Origin of the sequence: Roseobacter sp. GAI101 (assembly GCF_000156335.1) — a bacterium.
Taxonomy (GTDB): Bacteria; Pseudomonadota; Alphaproteobacteria; order Rhodobacterales; family Rhodobacteraceae; genus Sulfitobacter.
In genome coordinates this window covers 921099-939455 of the sequence record NZ_DS999213.1, presented here as the reverse complement: position 1 = coordinate 939455, position 18357 = coordinate 921099, and the positions used below count along the sequence as shown (strand labels likewise).

Below are 18357 nucleotides of genomic sequence, written 5' to 3'. Positions count from 1 at the left end.
GTGGTGGGGGAAGTCATCTGATAAATCCTTTTCGCCCCCTGACCTTAGCCGGGTCAGGGGGCGCAAACCTTGATCCTGATCAAGATTTCTGAAAACGCAGTATTATTCGCCGCCGCCCAAGCCGTGGACATAGGCGGAAACGGCACGCACGTCGGCTTCGGTCAGGCGCGGGCCCCAGGCGGGCATCACGCCGAAACGGGCGTTGGTCACGGTGTCAGTCAGGGTCGCGCGGTCACCGCCATAAAGCCAGATCGCATCCGCCAGATTCGGTGCGCCCTGCGCACGGTCGCCCAAGCCGGTTTCGCCGTGACAGGCAGCGCAATTATCCGCAAAGAGGGTGGCCCCTGTCGCCGCAAGCTCTGCGTCGTATTCGGCGTTGGACAAAGACACGACATGTTCAACCACGGCGGCAATTTCGGCCCTATTCAGCATCTCGCCAAAGGCGGGCATCTGGGAATAGCGCGCATCACCGTCCTGATCGTTGCGGATGCCATGGCGCACGGTGTATTCGATGTCCGCCATTTCCCCGCCCCAAAGCCAGTCATCGTCCAGAAGGTTGGGATAGCCCTTGGCCCCCGCAGCCCCCGACCCGTGGCATTGCGAACAGTTTGCACGGAACACGGCACCGCCGCGCGCGGTGGCATAGCGGTTCAGGTCGGGGTCGGCGGGCAATGCGTCCATGTCGGTGGCCAGCAGGGCGGTGACCAGATCGGCGTTCTTGCCTTCGTGGTCCTTGATGTCCGCAGCCACATTCGCACGGGTGGACCAGCCCAGCACCCCTTTGGTGGCACCCGACACCATCGGCCATGCAGGATAGGCGATCGTGTAAAGAATGCCCCAGAAAATGCACAAATACAGCGTCCACAACCACCAGCGTGGCAGGGGGGTGTTCAGCTCTTCGATGCCGTCCCAACTGTGGCCGGTGGTGGATTGACCGGTGACGTCGTCCTTTTTACCTTTAGACATGGTCATCGCCTTTCGCTGAAGTGGTTTTTGGCTTGGTGTCGTCGCCCAGGGGGATGTTCGCGACGGATTTGTAGACGTCGCTGCTGCCGGGCCGGTAGGCCCACAGGATGACGCAGGCAAAGAAGGTGAACATGGCCAGCAGCACCCAGCTGTCGGCAAGTTCGCGCAGAATGGAATAGGTATTCATATCGTGCCTCCTTAGCGGCTGGCGTCAGGGGTGAAGGTCGAGAAATCTACCATGGTGCCAAGGACCTGGAGGTAAGCGATCAGCGCATCCATCTCGGAAACGCCGGGTTGGCCGTCAAAGTTTGACACCGCGGCACCGGGGTAGCGTTCCAGCATCCCGTCGTAATCCGCATCCGGATCGGCCTGAACGCGAAAATCTGTTTCAGCCGCTTCGATCTGTTCGTCGGTATAGGGCACGCCGACAAAGCGGTGGGTTTTCATCAGCGCCTGGGTGTGGGTCGGCTTGATCGGGGTTTCCTTGAGGAAAGCGTATTTCGGCATGATCGATTCCGGCACCACCGATTGCGGATCGCTGAGGTGATCCACATGCCAGGCGTCGGAATAGCGCCCGCCGACACGGGCCACATCGGGACCGGTACGTTTGGACCCCCATTGGAAGGGATGGTCATACATCGATTCCGCAGCCAGCGAATAGTGGCCATAGCGTTCCACCTCGTCTCGCATGGGGCGGATCATCTGGCTGTGGCAGACATAGCAGCCTTCGCGCACATAGATGTCGCGCCCCGTCAGTTCGAGCGGCGAATAGGGTCGTACACCTTCGACCTCCTCGATGGTGTTTTCCAGCCAGAACAGGGGGGCGATTTCCACGATGCCCCCCACGGTGACCACCAGCAGCGATGCAACCAGCAGCAGGGTGGGGCTTTTCTCAAGGATGGCGTGTTTATCGATAAAGGCCATTGTTTCAGCTCCTTATTCTGCGGGGGTTGCGTTTGAGGGCAGCGCCGTGGTGACCGGTTTCGCACCGCGAATGGTCATCCACATGTTCCACACCATGATCAGTGCACCGGAGAGGTAGAGAACCCCGCCTATGCCGCGCACCACGTACATAGGGAACTTGGCGGCAACGGTGTCGGCAAAGGAGTTCACCAGGAAACCCTGATCATCGACCTCGCGCCACATCAGACCTTCCATGATGCCGGTCACCCACATGGACGCCGCATAGAGAACGATACCGATCGTCGCCAGCCAGAAGTGCCAGCTGATCGCGGACATCGAATGCATCTTTTCACGGCCCCAGAGTTTCGGCGTCAGGAAGTAAAGCGCGCCAAATGTGATCATGCCGTTCCAGCCAAGCGCGCCGGAATGCACGTGCCCGATGGTCCAGTCGGTGTAATGCGACAGCGAATTGACCGCGCGGATCGACATCATCGGCCCCTCGAAGGTGGACATGCCGTAGAAGCCAAGCGAGATGACGAACATCCGCAAGACCGGATCGGTGCGCAGTTTGTCCCAAGCCCCTTGCAGGGTCATCAGACCGTTGATCATGCCCCCCCAGCTGGGCATCCACAGCACGATCGAAAACACCATGCCAAGGGTCGCGGCCCAATCGGGCAGGGCGGTATAGTGCAGGTGGTGCGGACCGGCCCAGATGTACAGAAAGATCAGGGACCAGAAGTGGATGATGCTGAGTTTGTAGGAATAGACTGGGCGGTTGGCCTGTTTCGGAACGAAGTAATACATCATCCCCAGAAAACCGGCGGTCAGGAAAAAGCCGACAGCGTTGTGGCCGTACCACCACTGCGTCATGGCGTCTTGGACACCCGAGAATACCTGAACAGACTTTGACCCCCAGAAGCTGACCGGGATCGACAGGTTGTTGACGATATGCAGCATCGCGACAGTGATGATAAAACTCAGGTAGAACCAGTTGGCCACATAGATGTGCCGTTCGCGGCGCTTGAAGATCGTGCCAAGGAACACCACCAGATAGGCCACCCACACGATGGTCAGCCAGATGTCGACGTACCATTCGGGTTCGGCATATTCTTTCGACTGGGTTGCGCCCAACAGGTATCCGGTTGCCGCCAGTACGATGAACAACTGGTAACCCCAGAATACAAACCAGGACAGGTTGCCGCCGAACAGCCGCACCGAACTGGTGCGCTGGACCACGTAGAACGACGTGCAGATCAACGCATTGCCCCCAAAGGCAAAGATCACCGCAGACGTGTGCAGCGGACGCAGCCGGCCAAAGTTGGTAAAGGGCTGGCCCCAGTCAAAATTCAATTCGGGAAACGCCAGTTGAAAGGCAATGAAGGTGCCGACCAGAAACCCTGCAATGCCCCAGAAGGCCGTGGCAATCACGCCTGCGCGGATCACCTCGTCGGCATAGCCCGTGGCCGGTGCCGTCGTCGCGACGGGTTCATCAATGCCTCGCAGGATCCAGACAAACATACCCGCAGCGACGGTCATGATCAAAAATGCATGTACCTGATAGGCCAGATCATGGGCCCAATTGACCCCCATTGCGGCCACCAGGGCCACAAGGGCCAGAATGACGAGTTTAAAATAATTCATAGTGCACCTTATTGTTTGCATGCCTATTTAAAGGCGCGCAGCTGTTCCTGGGCTTTGCCGTAAACACATGATGCGGGCGTGACCTTGATCTGTATCAAGTTTGCCTGCGCGGACGGTTTATCTGACGACATGCACCGCAGATTTGGCGTGGCGCACCACGTGACCGGCGACAGAGCCCAGCAAAATATCGGAGAGTGCGGGTTGGTGGGATGCGATGACGATGCAGTCAATTCCGTTCTCATCGGCCCAGCGGGTGATGCGGGGGCCGGGGCGGCCATCGGCGATCGCTGCGTGACCGTTGGGAATTTCGCTGGCCAGATCATCCAGCCGCTTCACCACGGATTCGCGTGCGGTCAGCATGTAATCCGCAGGAACGTAGTCCGAGACATAGACCGGTATCGTCTCGAGAACATGCAGCAAAGTGATGCGTGCGCCAGGATCGGCCATGGCGATGGCGGCCTTGATCGCGGTGTGGGTCTTGGCCTCTTCATCGACGACGACGGGGACGAGAATGTTTGAATACATGGCTTTGATCTCCTGGTTGGGTCAGGAAAACCAAAGCGGTTTGCGCAAGAATGCGCTTTGATACAGATCAAGTTACCTGTTTTATTGAGCTCTGACAGGTTTTTATCAGCGCTGGCAGGTCAGACCAGCGGACCACCGTCGGCATCATCGCCGGTTGCAAGATGCAGCGCGTCGAAATCAATGACCTTGAATTGGCGGCGGTCAGAGAAGGTCAGGATGCCGTCTTTTTTCATCGCCCCGAACTGGCGGCTGACGGTCTCCAGCGTGAGCCCCAGAAAACTGGCGATTTCTTCGCGTGTCAGTGGCAGCGCCAAGGTCGGAAGCGGGGCCTGTTCCCCCGCCAGATGCTGACGTCGCACAAGCATTTCGACAAAGGTGGCAATCTTTTCGCGGGCGGTTTTGCGGCCCAAAAGAACCATCCAGTCACGGGCCGCGTCCAGTTCATCCAGCGCCATTTCCAGCAGGCGCTGCGCCACATGGGGGGTCGTCGTGACCAGTTCCTCGAAAGGTTTGCGTTGAAAACAACACAAGGTCACATCGGTCACCGCAACCACGTCGAATTCGATCTGTGACCGCCCCGGCCGTCCGATGAAATCAGAAGGCAGCAACAAGCCGACCATCTGCATGCGCCCGTCTTCCATGGTCTTGCCCAGGGTCGCGACCCCTTCGACGACGGACCCCACATAGGTCAGGCTGTCGCCGCGCCACAGGATCGGATCGCCGGCCTTGAACGATTTGTAGCTCTTGATGCCTTCAAGCATGGTCAGTTCGTCTTCGTTGCAACGGGCACAAACCGCGCGGTGCCGGATCGGACACGCGTTGCAAGAGGGGCGAATTTTTTCTTCAAGCATCATTGTTTGATCTACATCAAGGAGTTTTGGCGCGTCCTTTGCAACCTAGCGGTATGACACACCTCAAGCAACTTCAAACTGCCGGGCTTTTCGACACCAATGCCCCGCGGTACACCAGCTATCCGCCCGCCAATCATTTCGGCACCGGTATCGGTACTGCCCGACAGGCCGAATGGCTTGCCGCGGTGCCCGACGGGGCGCAGGTATCGCTTTATCTGCATATTCCGTTTTGCAAGCGCCTTTGCTGGTTTTGCGCCTGCCGCACCCAAGGCACCAAGACGATGCGGCCCGTTGACGCCTATGTCGACACGCTGCTGATCGAAATTGACCGACAGCGCGCTTTGCTGCCCGCCGATGTGTCGCTGTCGCGGCTGCATCTGGGCGGGGGCACGCCGACGATCCTGACACCCGACATCATGGCGCGGTTGCTGGACCGTGTGTTTGACCGCTTTGCCCGTGGGGCTGGTTTTGAATTTTCGGTTGAAATTGACCCGACAGAGGCGTCCGCGGCATTGCTGGACACGCTGATTGCCTATGGCATGAACCGCGCAAGCATCGGGGTGCAGGATTTCGACCCAAAGGTGCAAAATGCCATCGGGCGGCAACAATCCTTTGCCCAGACACATGCCACCGTCGCCCACCTGCGCGCGGCCAACCTGCGCAGTCTGAACATGGATCTGCTATACGGCTTGCCCCATCAGACCGGCCCCGGCCTGACCGCATCGTTGGAGCAGGTCATGGCGCTGCAACCGGATCGGCTGGCGCTTTATGGCTATGCCCATGTGCCGTGGATGTCCAAGCGGCAGTTGATGATCGACAGCGCCGCGCTGCCGTCCCCGCAGGCGAGGTTCCAACTGGCGGAACAGGCCCGCGAGATGTTGATGCTGGACGGGTTCGTACCCATCGGCATCGACCATTTCGCCCGCCCCGATGACGGGTTGTCCATCGCCTTGGCGAATGGCCAGCTGCGGCGAAATTTCCAGGGCTATACCGATGACACCGCCGAGGTGCTGATCGGGATGGGGGCCTCCGCCATTTCGAAGTTCCCCCAGGGATACAGCCAGAATTATCCTTCGACGGCGCAATATACGTCAGCAATCGGGGCAGGGGATCTGGCCGCGGACAAGGGCCACGTGCTGACGCAGACCGATCTTTGGGTGGCGCGGGCGATTGAACAGCTGATGTGCCGCTTTGAAATCAACACGATTGACCTGCGCGCGCAATTCCCGGCCGAGGCCTGCGCCATTGCGCGCACCCTAAGCAATGTCGCCGCCAGCTTTCCCCAGGCGCTGCATTACCGCGAAGGCATCTTGACGCTTGACCCAATGTTCGAGCCGCTGGTCAGGATCATCGCAGGCAAGCTTGATCTGTTTAAGTCAGAAAAGACCGCCCACAGTGCCGCGATCTAGGGTGCATTGAGCATGCCCAGCACGCGTTACTGCGGTGTTCGCACTTCTGACACCCGAGAAATCGCTATTTCGAACGGAAAGACTTGCATCATCGGGGCAGCAGCCCCATTCACAGGGCTGTGAAAAGCAAAACACCCCCCGCGCCAATGTCACTGACGGCCCTTGGTTGGTCGCCGTTCTTTGACGACCAGATCACGGCTGACGAAACCGGCTGTTTGAAGGTGCGCGTGGCGACAGTTCACCGCGCGCGCATGAGCGGCATTTCCCAAGATGGCCCGATCAAGATACGCCTGCCTGCCCGCAGCACCACCGCGGATTTTGCTGTCGGGGACTGGATCTTGGCAGACCCTGCCGATCATACCCTGATCCGACGTCTTGACCGCCAATCCTTGCTTGAACGTCAAACCGTCGGCGCGCGGGACCCGCAACTGATCGCGGCCAATGTCGATACGCTTTTGATCGTGACTTCGTGCAATGACGATTTCAATCCGGCGCGGCTGGAAAGGTATCTGGCCGTCGCAAACGAGGCGTGCACCAACCCTGTGATCGTTCTGACCAAGGCGGATAAGGTAGCGGACGCCGCACCTTACGTCGAACAGGCCAGCGCGCTGCAACGCGGGCTTGAGGTTGTGACCGTCAACGCAAAGTCACCCACGGCCGTGACGGTATTGGAGCCTTGGTGCGGCGTGGGGAAAACCGTCGCGCTGGTCGGGTCTTCGGGGGTGGGAAAATCGACGTTACTGAACACCTTGGCCGATAAACCTGCCGATCAAGCCCAGCTGACGGGCGGCATCCGCGAAGATGACGCCAAAGGACGGCACACCACGACATCGCGGTCCCTGCACGCCATAGCGCAGGGTGGTTGGGTCATCGACACCCCCGGCATCCGCACCTTGCGGGTCAGCGATGTCTCTGCCGGGCTGGACGTTCTCTTCGCCGAGATAACCGAACTTGTCTCGGGCTGCCGCTTTCGTGATTGCAGTCACAAACACGAGCCCGGCTGCGCCGTTCAAGCCGCCGTGGCCATAGGCCAGCTTGACGCGGACCGGTTGGATCGTTGGCACAAGTTGCATGACGAAAACATTGAAAATACGCCCAAAGTCAGCGGTGCGCGGGGCAATAAGAAACCGCAGTCCCGCAACAAACTGCGATAGTTTTAGCGCAATGTGGCGGCTTGATTGCGCGGCCGGATTGTTGAACGCGTTCAATACATGGCAAGAGCATGCATTTCACCCGCTTTCCGGTGATATTCTTGCCATGACGGCATCAAAGCGGGCCCAGCTCATTGACGCCTTGTTCCCTGCATAGCCATCGTAATGCGATTTACCCGTCGAATTTGGCAGTCCCGCCCAAATTTTGGCCATATTGTTCATGAACGCCTGACGGTCCAGCCCGCCTGCGCGAAACTTGTGAAACCCGGCTTCGGCCAAGAGCACATCGGCCAGCCTGTCCTGCAACTTTGGCCCAAATCGCTGAGACGGTTGCACGCCGGTCTTGGCAACCAGACGGTGCAATGTCTGTGGGATAAACTGGTAACGCCCGATGGCATGGGGCTGGCCCGGGGTCGCTTCGATCCAGGCAAAGACCTCAGCGATGGTCATCTTTGTTGGCTTTTTGGGGGGCTTGATCCGCGCCCCGAACTGCACAGCGTCATAGCCATCGTGGCGCGATTCAGCTTCCTGGATCACAGCGCGGATCAGTTCCACATCAGATCCCCGGAACACGCCGATCCCCGCATCTGCAAAGACCGGATCATGTGGGGGTCGGTCTGCAAACAATCCGCCCGGTGCCCGGCCAACGAAAAGTGCCGCCATGGCCCCGTTCGACCTGGCCGAGGATGACACAAACAAGCTGCCGCGCACGGCCTCGGCCCCCGCCGCGGTTACGCATTGCATCATGAACAAAACAAGCAGGATGAGGGGCATTCTACCTCCGACGACAGATTGATGCCCAGCTTGGCGCAATAAAGTTGCAAAGCCGTTAGCGATGTTTCCGAAGCGGTGGGCTGATCGGAGGGGATCAAGAATGACCCACAATAATGGCGATTGGTTCACAGGCCGAGCATCTGAAACATCAAATGCGATACAAAGGTCAGTAATCTTGGAGCGGGTTCACGACAATGTAGCTTGGATCTATCGCCTGGGGAAAACGGCGATAAGTGGTTAATACCTTAGTGTTCCCGCTCGAAGTCCGGGTCCCGTATTGCTCGATCTACCGGTTCTGCTTGGGAATGCTTTGGCACTTACTGATGGCGTCAGCACACGGCTACCCTAACAAAGATCATGCTTGGTTCATGATTATTCACGTCCTTGCGTCTTATATGACGCAGATCACAAAAATGCCTGCATTGTGCCTGTATTTAGTCTTTAGCATGTTTAATGCTATCAACCGTGGGTAGTTCAAATGCTTCGGACGCCTGGCTTTTGTATTCCAGGTAATCCGGCAAATTTCTGAGGGGGAATTTGTAGTTGGTTAACAATTTCAGAGAGAATGTCGCCACAAAGGCGTTTATTTTACTCACTGTCCTTATCCTTGGAAGCGTCACAGGCGTCGGTATTACGATCTTCATGCTTGATCGTGACAACCACTTATCAACCGTAAGGCGTGATGTAGAGCAGGCGCTTTATGCGGCGACGGAACAGATTCAGCTTCGTTTTTTCGAAACAGTACTTGTGGCAAAGAACGTCGAAAGCATCTTGATGCAGTCGGGCGGGGTTGTGGAAACACAGATTGCGCGGCTAGTGGGTGAATTTCAAAGGCATAACCCGGCGGTGCTTGCCGTGGCCCTTGCACCAAAGCTGCAAGTCACGCACAGTTTTCCGCAGAACGCGAATAACAAGACAATCGGCCTCAAGTACTGGGAAGTCCCCGCGCAAATGGCGAGTATTGCCCAAGCCTACCGCAGACAAAGCCCAGTGGTCGATGGACCGGTTGCGTTGGTTCAGGGGGGCAAGGGATATATCCTGAGGTACCCCGTATTTCTCCCCAACGCTGATCTGAACCTTGATCAGTTCTGGGGGGTCATCTCGATCGTGATCAAGGCTGATAGTCTTCTGGTGTCCGAGGAGCACAACCTCGGGGACGAGGATAGCTATATTTTCAGCCTGACCGAACTCCAGACATCAGGCTTGATCGCGGCCTCTGGCAAAGACCGGACAGCGCTTTTGAGCACGGATCCCGTCGTGACCGAATTTTCAATGTTCGGAAATAAATGGCAGGCATCGGCAAGCCCGAAAGGCGGTTGGCCGAAATATTCGCCGCAAAGCCCCTATCTGATTGGCTTCGCCGTTTTTTCGAAGTTGATCCTGATCGGGGGCCTTCTGGCCTATCGAAGACTGGCAAAAAAGAAAGAAAACTCGCATGCGCTTCTGGCCGAGGCCGTGGGCTGTATCGACGAGGGGTTCATTGCATTTGATGATCGCGAGCGCTTGATGATCGTCAACGACAAGTACCTTGCGTATCATTCTGAAATTGCAGACCGAATTGTGCCAGGCATGACGATGGAGGAAATGCTGAGGCTTAGCAGATCCCACCAGAACGGTCCTGAAGAGCTTGAGAAAAGAGAAGCATGGATTGCAGAGCGCCTTAGGTGTTTCCGAAACCCCGGTGAACCTTTTCTGCATAGCATCGGCGATGATTTCTGGCTGAAGGTGACCGAAGCCAAGACGCCTCATGGCTATACGGTCGGCGTCTGGACCGATGTGTCTGCCGAGAAACGCGCACAACAGGCAGCCGAAACCGCAGATTGGGAGAAAACCGAGTTTCTGAACAACGTGTCGCATGAGTTGCGGACCCCGCTTACCGTCATATTCGGGCGCGCAACGTTTATCAAAAACTGTGAAAAACTGCCGCAGTTCAAGAGAATTCAAGCTGCGCTGGACGCGGAGGGAAACAATTCCGGCGATCTGACAGATGCGATCAACGATTCCCGGAAATTCGTTTCCGAGCAAGGTGTTGGCATTGCAGAATCTGCAAAGCACATGATCCGGCTGGTCGATGATCTGCTAGACTGGACAAAGGTCGCCCGGGGAACCCTGGAACTCGACGTCTCGACGCTACGCGTGGATGAGGTCGCTGAAACGGTCGTGCAGGACCTGCAATCCGATGCCGCCAAGAAGGGTCTTTCACTTTCCTACTCGGGCGAGGGCATCGTGGAAGCGCAAGCTGACAAGATCCGGCTGAGACAGATCCTTTATAATTTCGTAAACAACGCAATCAAGTTCACCGATGCCGGCAGCATCTGCCTGTCGGTACGAAAAGAGGTCGGGAAAGTCGTCTTTAGCGTTACCGACACCGGACGCGGCATTTCGGAAGAAAACCGCGAAAAGGTTTTCCAGCGCTTCCATCAGGTAGATGGTTCGATGATCCGCGATAACGGCGGTCTGGGGCTAGGGCTTGCTATCTCAAAGCAGCTGGCAGAGCTTCATGATGGTTACCTCACACTTGAAAGCACGCTCGGTCAGGGGAGTACCTTTAGCCTGATACTGCCACGCGCTGAAACTGCCGCGGAAGGGGCGAGAAGAACAGGGTAGGGCAGCCGATGTACTTGGTAGGTCGATGAAAACGGATTGTGCCAAGATCTAGGGGCACGCCGTTTGAAAACAACGGCTTGCCAGAAGCGATCTGTATCAGTCTGGAGCCACGTTTAAGCCTGCCATACTTTTTTTCGGGAGAAAGTCAGCAACCTCTTGATACTGGTTTGAACCCGAAGGCTTTGATCTTTTCGCGCGGCTCAGAACAGCTGCATTTCAATTCTAACAGAACCTGTGGATTTTTGCTCGAAAGCGTTGGCTGACAATATCCAGCTGGTCCCGATAGAGTGTGGTTCCAAAAAAACCATCTCTAATCCACCGTAATGGCCTCGTTTACTCAGCTAATCATATGATTTCGGGCTTGGAGCGGGTTCTTGCCGCCATTTTGAAGATAGTACGACGAGGGACCTTGCTCTCATCTGACATCCGACTTCTTTGGATCGAAACAAAGGCCACAGTAGCCTCCCCTTATGCCGCTGCATCGGATGGCGCGTGGACCGGCCGGGATCTGAATGGGAACCGCTCGTCGATCGCACTCATTGGATATCGCCCCGATTTCTACGATCCGCGCACTGGGCTTTATCATGAGCACTTCGCTCTCGACACGAGCGGCAACGCGCCGATGCACTGGCGTAGAAATCGTTAGCTACAGCGGCCTGACATCCAAGGTGATGATCATCAAATATGCAGGAGAGGCGCGGCAAATTAGGCGCGCGCGGCAATCAGGTGATAAACAGGAGAGGTCCCTATATTCGCTGATCTGCTGGATCGTTGGGGCCCATAAGAAAATTAGCGGTCAGGACCCACACCGTTTTGACGGAGTGCAAGGTAAAAGATCTCACGAAAATCTTCACGCGAAATAACAGGATTGGTCTGCAGTCCATAGGAGGCTACGGAAACTGGTCGCCTTCCTTGGATGGATACTGACTGCATATCAGTTGAAAACCGAACACACTTGTTCTCCCAGCAAAAATGACCCGGATGCACTCGGGCGGATGTATCGCTGGATTGTGCAGAAGTAGCTCCACTACTGAAGCCCAATGCAATCGCGGTAAAAATGGCTAATAGTCTCATCAACAATTCCTACTGGTTGGAGTTAATCGACCTTACAATCTAAATTTTGGACATCCTTGACATACATCAAGAGGCTAGACCGGTGTCGATTGAGGCAGTTGTGCCACCGGGTCGTGATGTGCGGATCGCCAAAGGCCAAGGCGCGCTCGAGGCAAAACGTGAGGATTGGGCGGCAACACACGAGATCTACAAGCTCGACGCGGACGGACCCTATGTCCATCCGCCCGACCGGTTCAACGTGCATTTTGAAGTCGAGGTGGCCCAGAAATCCATCGGTCGAAAGATGAACCTACGCGAGATTTCGACTTGCACGGTCGAAGAGGGCAAGATCGCCCGCGAAGAGTTCTTCATGATGCCGAAATAGTCGGAGCCAAGCCAAAACCGCCCTTCAACCGATGATAGCTGCTTTATCAAGGAAAGTTCATCACGTGAACGGATGCACAAATGTCTGGTATAATGTTCAATACGGAGAGCCGACGCATGTGTTTTGCTGCAACGGCCAGCTTAACAATCACGGCGGTATTGACGCCAAAGAGACCGTCAGGGGCACTCAGTTGCCTTTCGCGCTGCCACGAACTGGTTGGGATAGATGATGGCACAGCAATAGTGGACAGCCCAGAGCCTACCTTAAAACGTCCAAGTTTACCGATGCTGCGCCCTGCGAAAATTTACGGTCTTTGAACCGCATCCGGGGCACCACAAGGTTTGCCGTTTTTTGACATCATCAGTGCATTAATGATATCATTTCTTTTATTGAATATCTTCGATGACAAGAAGTGCAACAGTGGCAGCATTCATAATCGGACAGATGCAAATTCACAGTCGAGATTGGATGGATGGATACTTCTCGAAGATCCCTGGCGTTGTGGAGCAGTATAGCGGACAGTTTCTGGTGAGGGGTGGTAATCCCGTGACCATTGACGGTGAAAACCGCTTCCAGATGCTGCGTTCATCATTGAGGTTCCGGACCGCGGTTGCGCCAAAGGCCTCAGGAATCTGAAGCAGTTCCAGAAGCGTCCGGTCTTGCGACGATCGGGTTCAACGCTCAATGCGATCTTGGTCGATAAGTTGGGTATAGGAGATTTTTGAAATGACTGCTGTCCTCTCTCCCTATTTCGGCGAGCCAAAGATACAGGCCCTTCAAAAGGCCAGAGACGAGCAGGTGGCCGAGCTCATCGACATGCCTGGCGCGGTGATCCATGCACGCGTATTTTCGAGCGATGATCCGGCACAATTAGGTCGGGACCGGTTGCGCAATTGCATGGCTGAAGAAGGCATGATCACGCTTCGCGGCGTCGATGCACAGACAGTTGCGACCGTGCACGCAGAGCTGAGCAGCTTTGATCCCAAGCTTCATCTCTGGGACCTGTTCATGGCGGATGCAAATACGATCCGCGACGTTTGCTCAAAGATTGCAGACAGCGGGCTCCCGGAAGGCCTTTTGCGCGTGCCCGATGATAAGTTAACCCCTCAGAAAGCCCGCGACGTCCAGATATTCCTGACAAATCAGGGCATTTCTCCCTTCTCGACGGATGCTCTGCTTGGCAAGCTCTTTCCGGCAAGGCTTATCGCACTGCAGAATATCGATGGCCGTATCGTCGCGGCCGGCTTCGCGGCCATGACCCACAATCGACACAGCCCATTCTTCAAGTCAGCATGGGTCGGCCTGATCGCAGTCGATCCTGCGCTGCGGGGCTTGGGCCTCGGCAAATATACGGACGCGCTCTGTAACCTTGCTGCTGTCACTGAACTCGGAGCAGAAACGACGATGGAGTTTGTTGCGCAAGATAATGTTCCATCGCGCGCGATGCTGGAAAGTTGTGGGTTGAGGCAGGTCGACGGAAAGTCAGTTGTGATGTTTTCAACTTCTGCCGACCGCATCACGCGATAACCTTCTTGCGTGGTCCCGCTGCGCTTGAAGTCTCAACAGCCACATTTCCAGAAGCGACCAAGTGCTTTCAAAGCCAGCGAGATCACGCATGCCTTTACGGCATAGCGAACACCGTCAGAGCCATCTGCCGGGACGTAGGGAAAACGGATCTTCTCAACCAATCATCTGAAAAGTGGTTATTGGCGTCGTCTCGAGAAAAGGCAGCTTCGTCCTGGGTAGCAGTCATCGGTGGAACGTGGCGCGAAGGTCCGGTGCAAGCCTATTCTGACCTATACCACATGACAGGTGCGGTGCTGGCAGTGGGACCGGTGAATGACGGCTGAGACCAATCGGCTGATTTACGATTAATAGGAAAAACCCCGCTCCATTGAAACTTTCCGAACCAGAAGCCCGTATTTTCTTCATAGTTGGCCAACGGGGCCAATCATGATGGAGGAAAAGACAATGACTATTAAGACCATGATCGCCGCCTCGAGCGTTGCCCTAGCCATTGGCACCGCCGCATTCGCCGCCAACCCCACAGTCGGTGGCGCGCCCATGTTGGTAGAGCGGAACATCATCGAAAATGCGCTGAACTCGCCTGTGCACACAACGCTCGTCGCCGCCGTAAAGGCCGCTGATCTGGTCGATACGCTGCAGGGCGAGGGCCCGTTCACCGTGTTTGCGCCGGTCAACGATGCTTTCGCCGCCCTTCCTGCGGGTACGGTCGAGACGCTTCTGAAGCCCGAGAACAAGGAAATGCTGCAAAAGGTGCTGACCGCCCACGTGGTCGCCGGTGACTGGTCAGCGGCCGACATCATCGCCGCAGCACGCAATAGCAGCGACGGCTTCTACCACTTCAACGCCGTGTCCGGCGACGCGTTGTCGGCGCAAGTCAAAGGCAGCAAGGTCTACATTTACGACGAGAACGGCAATGCCAGCCTCGTAACCGTCGCCGATGTCGACCAGTCAAACGGTGTGATCCACGTGATCAACTCCGTGCTGGTGCCGAAGTAAGGAAATTCTGGAAATAGCCGCCCCTCCGTGAAGTCGGAGGGGCTCTCCAGCCAGACAATGAGGTCGAACATGCAACGTCGAACGCTCCTTACCGGAATGCTTGCCTTTGCGGGTACCGGTGCACTTGCCCGTGATGGCTCTTTCGAAATCACCCGAACCGAGGCCCAATGGCGCGCCATGCTGAGCGACGCCGAATACGCGGTTCTGCGCGAAGAGGAAACGGAAACCCCGTTCACCAGCCCGCTTAATGACGAAACGCGCAAGGGCTTTTATCACTGCAAGGGATGCGATCTGCCTGTCTACAGTTCCAAGCACAAATACGACAGCGGAACGGGCTGGCCCAGCTTCTGGAAAAGCATGCCAGACGCCGTGGGCACGAAGCCAGACAACACGTTGTTCGCGACCCGCACCGAGGTGCATTGCAGTCGCTGCGGATCCCATTTCGGGCACATCTTCGATGATGGTCCCGAACCAACAGGCAAGCGTCACTGTCTTAACGGTGTGAGCCTCAAATTCATGACGACAGCGTGATTGCCGGAGCAGAGTATGTCCTCGGGCGGTATCTGCTCGCCATGCTGTTCGCGCTCGGAGCGGTGCAGAAGATTGCGAACCCGGCTGCTGTGCAGACCTTGTTGAACAACCTCAACTTGCCCGAATGGTTGGTCTGGCCCGCAATGGCGTTCAACGCGGTTGCGGCAATACTTTTGGTGGTCGACAGACATATTTGCCTCACCGCCCGCCTGCTGGCTCTTTATTGCGTCGGGACAAGCTTCTTTCACCTTGTTCCGTCCGACCCCTGGCAAATGTCGATATTCGTCAAGAATTGGGCTATCTCAGGCGGTCTGTTGATTCTTGCGAGTCATGCATCTGGGCGCAGTCGAAACCCGGCGTGTACTCGTGAATTAGAGTAAATCTGCCATGGGCACCATTAAAAGCGCACCTTCCTGATGGCGTGCGGAAAGCTAAATGTTACTGCATCGCCAACGATAAGTAGTTTGACCGGGCCGACCCCATCCACTCTACGCAGCGAAGATTTGGGTTCCGCCCGTGTATCGAGGTAGACGAACGGCCCACAGGTACCTTACATTGTACTACTTTTCACAGCACTGTAGCTTGCCAACTTCCCACTCGACTGGTGTATCCTGCTTGGCGGGTTCACGCGCGGCCTGTTAAAACGCGATGAACCTGAGGCCGAGGATCTATTCGAAGCAGGACAGATACTAATGGAACGGGGATGGGGGTCAACAAACCCAATATATCGCAATATGTTCACTGCAAATTTTATTCCTGATGCGACACTGAAACAAAAAGCTGGTCTGGCTAAATTGCAACGTGCCTCTTTGTCTTCGCAAAACTCAGCCCGTATCAGCGTATTGAGGGCCAATACAGAAGTGGCCGATCTTGCGCGCCAAATCAACGTACCAACGCTGGTATTGCATGCAGAAGGCGATCAAATTGCCCCGTTGGAAGAAGGACGGAGAATGGCTGCGCGTATTCCGGGCGCACGCTTTATCGCATTGGAGGGCAACAATCATGCGCTCGTCGAAGGATCGCCTGCATTTAAGACGTTTTTTAGAGAGGTGGACGCCTTCTTGGCGGAATTGGAAAGGTGAGCACCGGCATGGTGAAGATTAATTGCGGATTGTATGTCTGATGACTGGATGAATTGGCATGAGCTATTCTGAGCACGGCAGGTTCGACGGATTGCGCCCAATATAACGAAGTCTGGTGGGAGGTAGGTCTGGGCCAGAAACTGCCGTCTTAATCACCCCTAGATGTCCATCACTATGGGCTCAGACCTGCCCGCGCCGCGGCTGCACTTAATATCTAATATTAGCGTCGAGGCGCGAGACGAGCCGCCGCAGTGCGGATTTAACAGACTTGCCAGCAAGGGGTTGTATGAAGCGAAGTGGGTATCCGTCAGGATCAGCAACAACAAACTGGCCATTGCCAATTTCGTGGTCATCCTTCCGGTACCCTTTGTCCTCAACTTCGAGGTAAAGCAGGATCTCAGCAGAGGCCAGTGCTTGTGTAAGTGGCTGAATTTATTAGACTTGAATCTCTGATGACCCACACAGCAGTAGGGCACGGACGTTATCCCTTTAATTTGGGTTCTTTGCAGACCTTCATGCCAGTCGCGGCGAAGGTCCGGTTCGAGCTTACAAAGCTACTCGGCCGCTGCAAGTCGATGAATGTCTTCTTTAACGTGCCCGTTGACACGATGTCTCATCCGATGCCCAATATGAGAAGCAGATGGAGGCGGAAAGGATGCCTGAACATAAAGAAACTGATACATTTGCTGCATTGGAAAAACGTGAGTGGGCGAAGGTGGATGTGGCCCAGTCCTATGCGCATGTTTTTGCAAAGGCGGCGGATATGGTCGTGCCGTATCTGGTAGAAGCTGTAAGCGCCAAGCTCGGTACAAAAGCGCTGGACCTATGTTGCGGTCATGGCAATGTGGCGTCTGGCCTGATCAGAGCTGGAGCACAGGTGACCGGGCTCGATTTCTCGGCACCCATGTTGGAGATGGCCCGCTCTGCCGTCCCGGGTGCTGAATTTGTCGAAGGCGATGCCATGGCTCTGAGTTTTGACGATGGGTCGTTTGATGCTGTTACGATTGGCTTTGGACTGCCACATGTGCCCGATCCTCGACAGGTCATAGAAGAGGCCCACCGTGTCCTCCATCCCGGAGGTCGGCTCGCATTCTCGGTCTGGTGCGGGCCTGAAGTAGATACCGCACTTGGATATGTTTTTGGTGCCATCGGTGAATACGGCTCCAAAAAGGTCGCTCTGCCGCCGGGTCCAGGGGCGAATGACTATGCCGATCCGTCGTTGGCATTTAAGGTTCTGGAAACCGCCGGATTTACCGACTGCCGCCAGTGTATGGTCGCTTCCGAGTGGCACGTCACGGACCCCGGTGCGCCGTATGATTTCTTTCTGGAGGGAACTGCAAGAGGCGGCGCATTGTTACGCCCGCAACCAACGGAAAATGCAACTGCCATCCGCGCGGCCGTTGTGTCCAAGGTATTGGAAAAGCACGGAACGGGTCCAGAGTGGCGCGTGCCAATCCCCGCAGTTGTGACATCCGCCGTCGCGGTCTGAACACCTGCCCAATGCTGGTCCTAGCTAAGGTCAAGTTTGAGCCAAAATTAACGGATGCTGCGGCGGGCACAAACGACAGCCTTCCTACCGCCAAAATCTATCAGATACGGGTCTTCGGCGCTGCTTCACGATTTGAGTCACCCGAATTGGGTTCTCCTTTCGGTTCGATCAGCAGCACCTTTACTTCGCTTTTTGCCCGTGGCCGATGAACCACGCCTTTCGGCACAATGAACAACTCGCCCGCCCGAACCGTGCGCGATGGTTCCCCCTCGATGTCCATCTGCATCTCGCCTTCCAAAACGTAGAAAAAATCATCGGTGGTGTCATGTTTGTGGAATGGATATTCACCGACGAGCTTGACTACCATAACCTCGTTTTCGTTGTAATCGGCGACGACATGCGGATCCCAATGCGTCGAAAACTGCGCCAACTTTTCCGCGAGATTTACTGGTTTCATTGGTGATTTC

General features: G+C 56.0%; 19 protein-coding genes. 11 read left to right on the top strand and 8 right to left on the bottom strand.

Going from position 1 to position 18357, the window contains the following annotated elements:
- Nucleotides 1–102 precede the first annotated feature (102 nt).
- From ccoP to fnrL, 6 genes are all read right to left on the bottom strand, one after another.
- On the bottom strand, nt 103–966 hold the full coding sequence (gene ccoP / locus RGAI101_RS04375) for a cytochrome-c oxidase, cbb3-type subunit III (protein WP_037227381.1): 864 nt from the start codon (nt 964–966) through the stop codon (nt 103–105).
- Nucleotides 959–1153, bottom strand: a complete 195-nt coding sequence (locus RGAI101_RS04370) for a cbb3-type cytochrome c oxidase subunit 3 (RefSeq protein ID WP_008226430.1) — start codon at nt 1151–1153, stop codon at nt 959–961. The genes ccoP and RGAI101_RS04370 overlap by 8 nt, the downstream gene beginning before the upstream one ends.
- A gap of 11 nt (nt 1154–1164) precedes the next feature.
- Nucleotides 1165–1890 (bottom strand): cytochrome-c oxidase, cbb3-type subunit II, encoded by a 726-nt coding sequence (gene ccoO, locus RGAI101_RS04365; RefSeq protein WP_008229100.1) that lies wholly within the window; start codon nt 1888–1890, stop codon nt 1165–1167.
- Between the two features lie 12 nt (nt 1891–1902).
- Nucleotides 1903–3510 (bottom strand): cytochrome-c oxidase, cbb3-type subunit I, encoded by a 1608-nt coding sequence (gene ccoN / locus RGAI101_RS04360; RefSeq protein WP_008226703.1) that lies wholly within the window; start codon nt 3508–3510, stop codon nt 1903–1905.
- 117 nt (nt 3511–3627) lie between these two features.
- On the bottom strand, nt 3628–4035 hold the full coding sequence (locus tag RGAI101_RS04355) for a universal stress protein (RefSeq protein WP_008224914.1): 408 nt from the start codon (nt 4033–4035) through the stop codon (nt 3628–3630).
- Between the two features lie 119 nt (nt 4036–4154).
- Nucleotides 4155–4889: a transcriptional regulator FnrL gene (gene fnrL, locus RGAI101_RS04350; protein ID WP_008226657.1), complete on the bottom strand. Its 735-nt coding sequence runs from the start codon at nt 4887–4889 to the stop codon at nt 4155–4157.
- Nucleotides 4890–4939: 50 nt separating this feature from the next.
- On the opposite strand from fnrL, the gene hemN reads away from it, so the two are divergent.
- The gene (gene hemN, locus RGAI101_RS04345; protein WP_008226867.1) at nt 4940–6295 is read left to right on the top strand and encodes an oxygen-independent coproporphyrinogen III oxidase; all 1356 of its coding nucleotides are present in this window, start codon (nt 4940–4942) and stop codon (nt 6293–6295) included.
- A gap of 146 nt (nt 6296–6441) precedes the next feature.
- On the top strand, nt 6442–7449 hold the full coding sequence (gene rsgA / locus RGAI101_RS04340) for a ribosome small subunit-dependent GTPase A (RefSeq protein ID WP_008228117.1): 1008 nt from the start codon (nt 6442–6444) through the stop codon (nt 7447–7449).
- A 75-nt stretch (nt 7450–7524) separates the two neighbouring features.
- On the opposite strand, the gene RGAI101_RS04335 is transcribed toward rsgA, so the two are convergent.
- Entirely contained in the window at nt 7525–8220 is a 696-nt protein-coding gene (locus RGAI101_RS04335) for a hypothetical protein (protein ID WP_008227741.1), read from the bottom strand.
- A 543-nt stretch (nt 8221–8763) separates the two neighbouring features.
- Between RGAI101_RS04335 and RGAI101_RS04325 the strand changes: the two genes are divergently transcribed.
- The 9 genes from RGAI101_RS04325 (at nt 8764) to RGAI101_RS04280 (ending at nt 17890) form a co-directional block, all read left to right on the top strand.
- Nucleotides 8764–10827 (top strand): sensor histidine kinase, encoded by a 2064-nt coding sequence (locus tag RGAI101_RS04325; RefSeq protein ID WP_037227373.1) that lies wholly within the window; start codon nt 8764–8766, stop codon nt 10825–10827.
- A 1120-nt stretch (nt 10828–11947) separates the two neighbouring features.
- On the top strand, nt 11948–12265 hold the full coding sequence (locus RGAI101_RS04320; RefSeq protein WP_368072185.1) for a SnoaL-like domain-containing protein: 318 nt from the start codon (nt 11948–11950) through the stop codon (nt 12263–12265).
- A gap of 402 nt (nt 12266–12667) precedes the next feature.
- The gene (locus RGAI101_RS22610) at nt 12668–12901 is read left to right on the top strand and encodes a DUF1330 domain-containing protein (protein ID WP_083792001.1); all 234 of its coding nucleotides are present in this window, start codon (nt 12668–12670) and stop codon (nt 12899–12901) included.
- 90 nt (nt 12902–12991) lie between these two features.
- Nucleotides 12992–13792: a GNAT family N-acetyltransferase gene (locus tag RGAI101_RS04310; RefSeq protein ID WP_008225114.1), complete on the top strand. Its 801-nt coding sequence runs from the start codon at nt 12992–12994 to the stop codon at nt 13790–13792.
- Nucleotides 13793–14236: 444 nt separating this feature from the next.
- Nucleotides 14237–14788, top strand: coding sequence for a fasciclin domain-containing protein (locus tag RGAI101_RS04305; RefSeq protein WP_085980065.1), 552 nt, complete (start codon nt 14237–14239; stop codon nt 14786–14788).
- 69 nt (nt 14789–14857) lie between these two features.
- Nucleotides 14858–15319: a peptide-methionine (R)-S-oxide reductase MsrB gene (gene msrB, locus RGAI101_RS04300; protein WP_037227367.1), complete on the top strand. Its 462-nt coding sequence runs from the start codon at nt 14858–14860 to the stop codon at nt 15317–15319.
- Nucleotides 15316–15699 carry a DoxX family protein gene (locus RGAI101_RS04295; RefSeq protein ID WP_037227365.1) on the top strand — a complete coding sequence of 128 codons (384 nt, stop codon included), beginning with the start codon at nt 15316–15318 and terminating at the stop codon, nt 15697–15699. Before msrB ends, RGAI101_RS04295 begins: the two co-directional genes overlap by 4 nt.
- Nucleotides 15700–16011: 312 nt before the next feature.
- On the top strand, nt 16012–16401 hold the full coding sequence (locus RGAI101_RS04290) for an alpha/beta fold hydrolase (protein ID WP_050763175.1): 390 nt from the start codon (nt 16012–16014) through the stop codon (nt 16399–16401).
- A gap of 640 nt (nt 16402–17041) precedes the next feature.
- Nucleotides 17042–17890: a methyltransferase domain-containing protein gene (locus RGAI101_RS04280; RefSeq protein ID WP_008228655.1), complete on the top strand. Its 849-nt coding sequence runs from the start codon at nt 17042–17044 to the stop codon at nt 17888–17890.
- A 100-nt stretch (nt 17891–17990) separates the two neighbouring features.
- Here the strand turns inward: RGAI101_RS04280 and RGAI101_RS04275 are convergent, their stop codons facing one another.
- Entirely contained in the window at nt 17991–18347 is a 357-nt protein-coding gene (locus tag RGAI101_RS04275) for a cupin domain-containing protein (RefSeq protein ID WP_008225070.1), read from the bottom strand.
- Between the last annotated feature and the right edge of the window lie 10 nt (nt 18348–18357).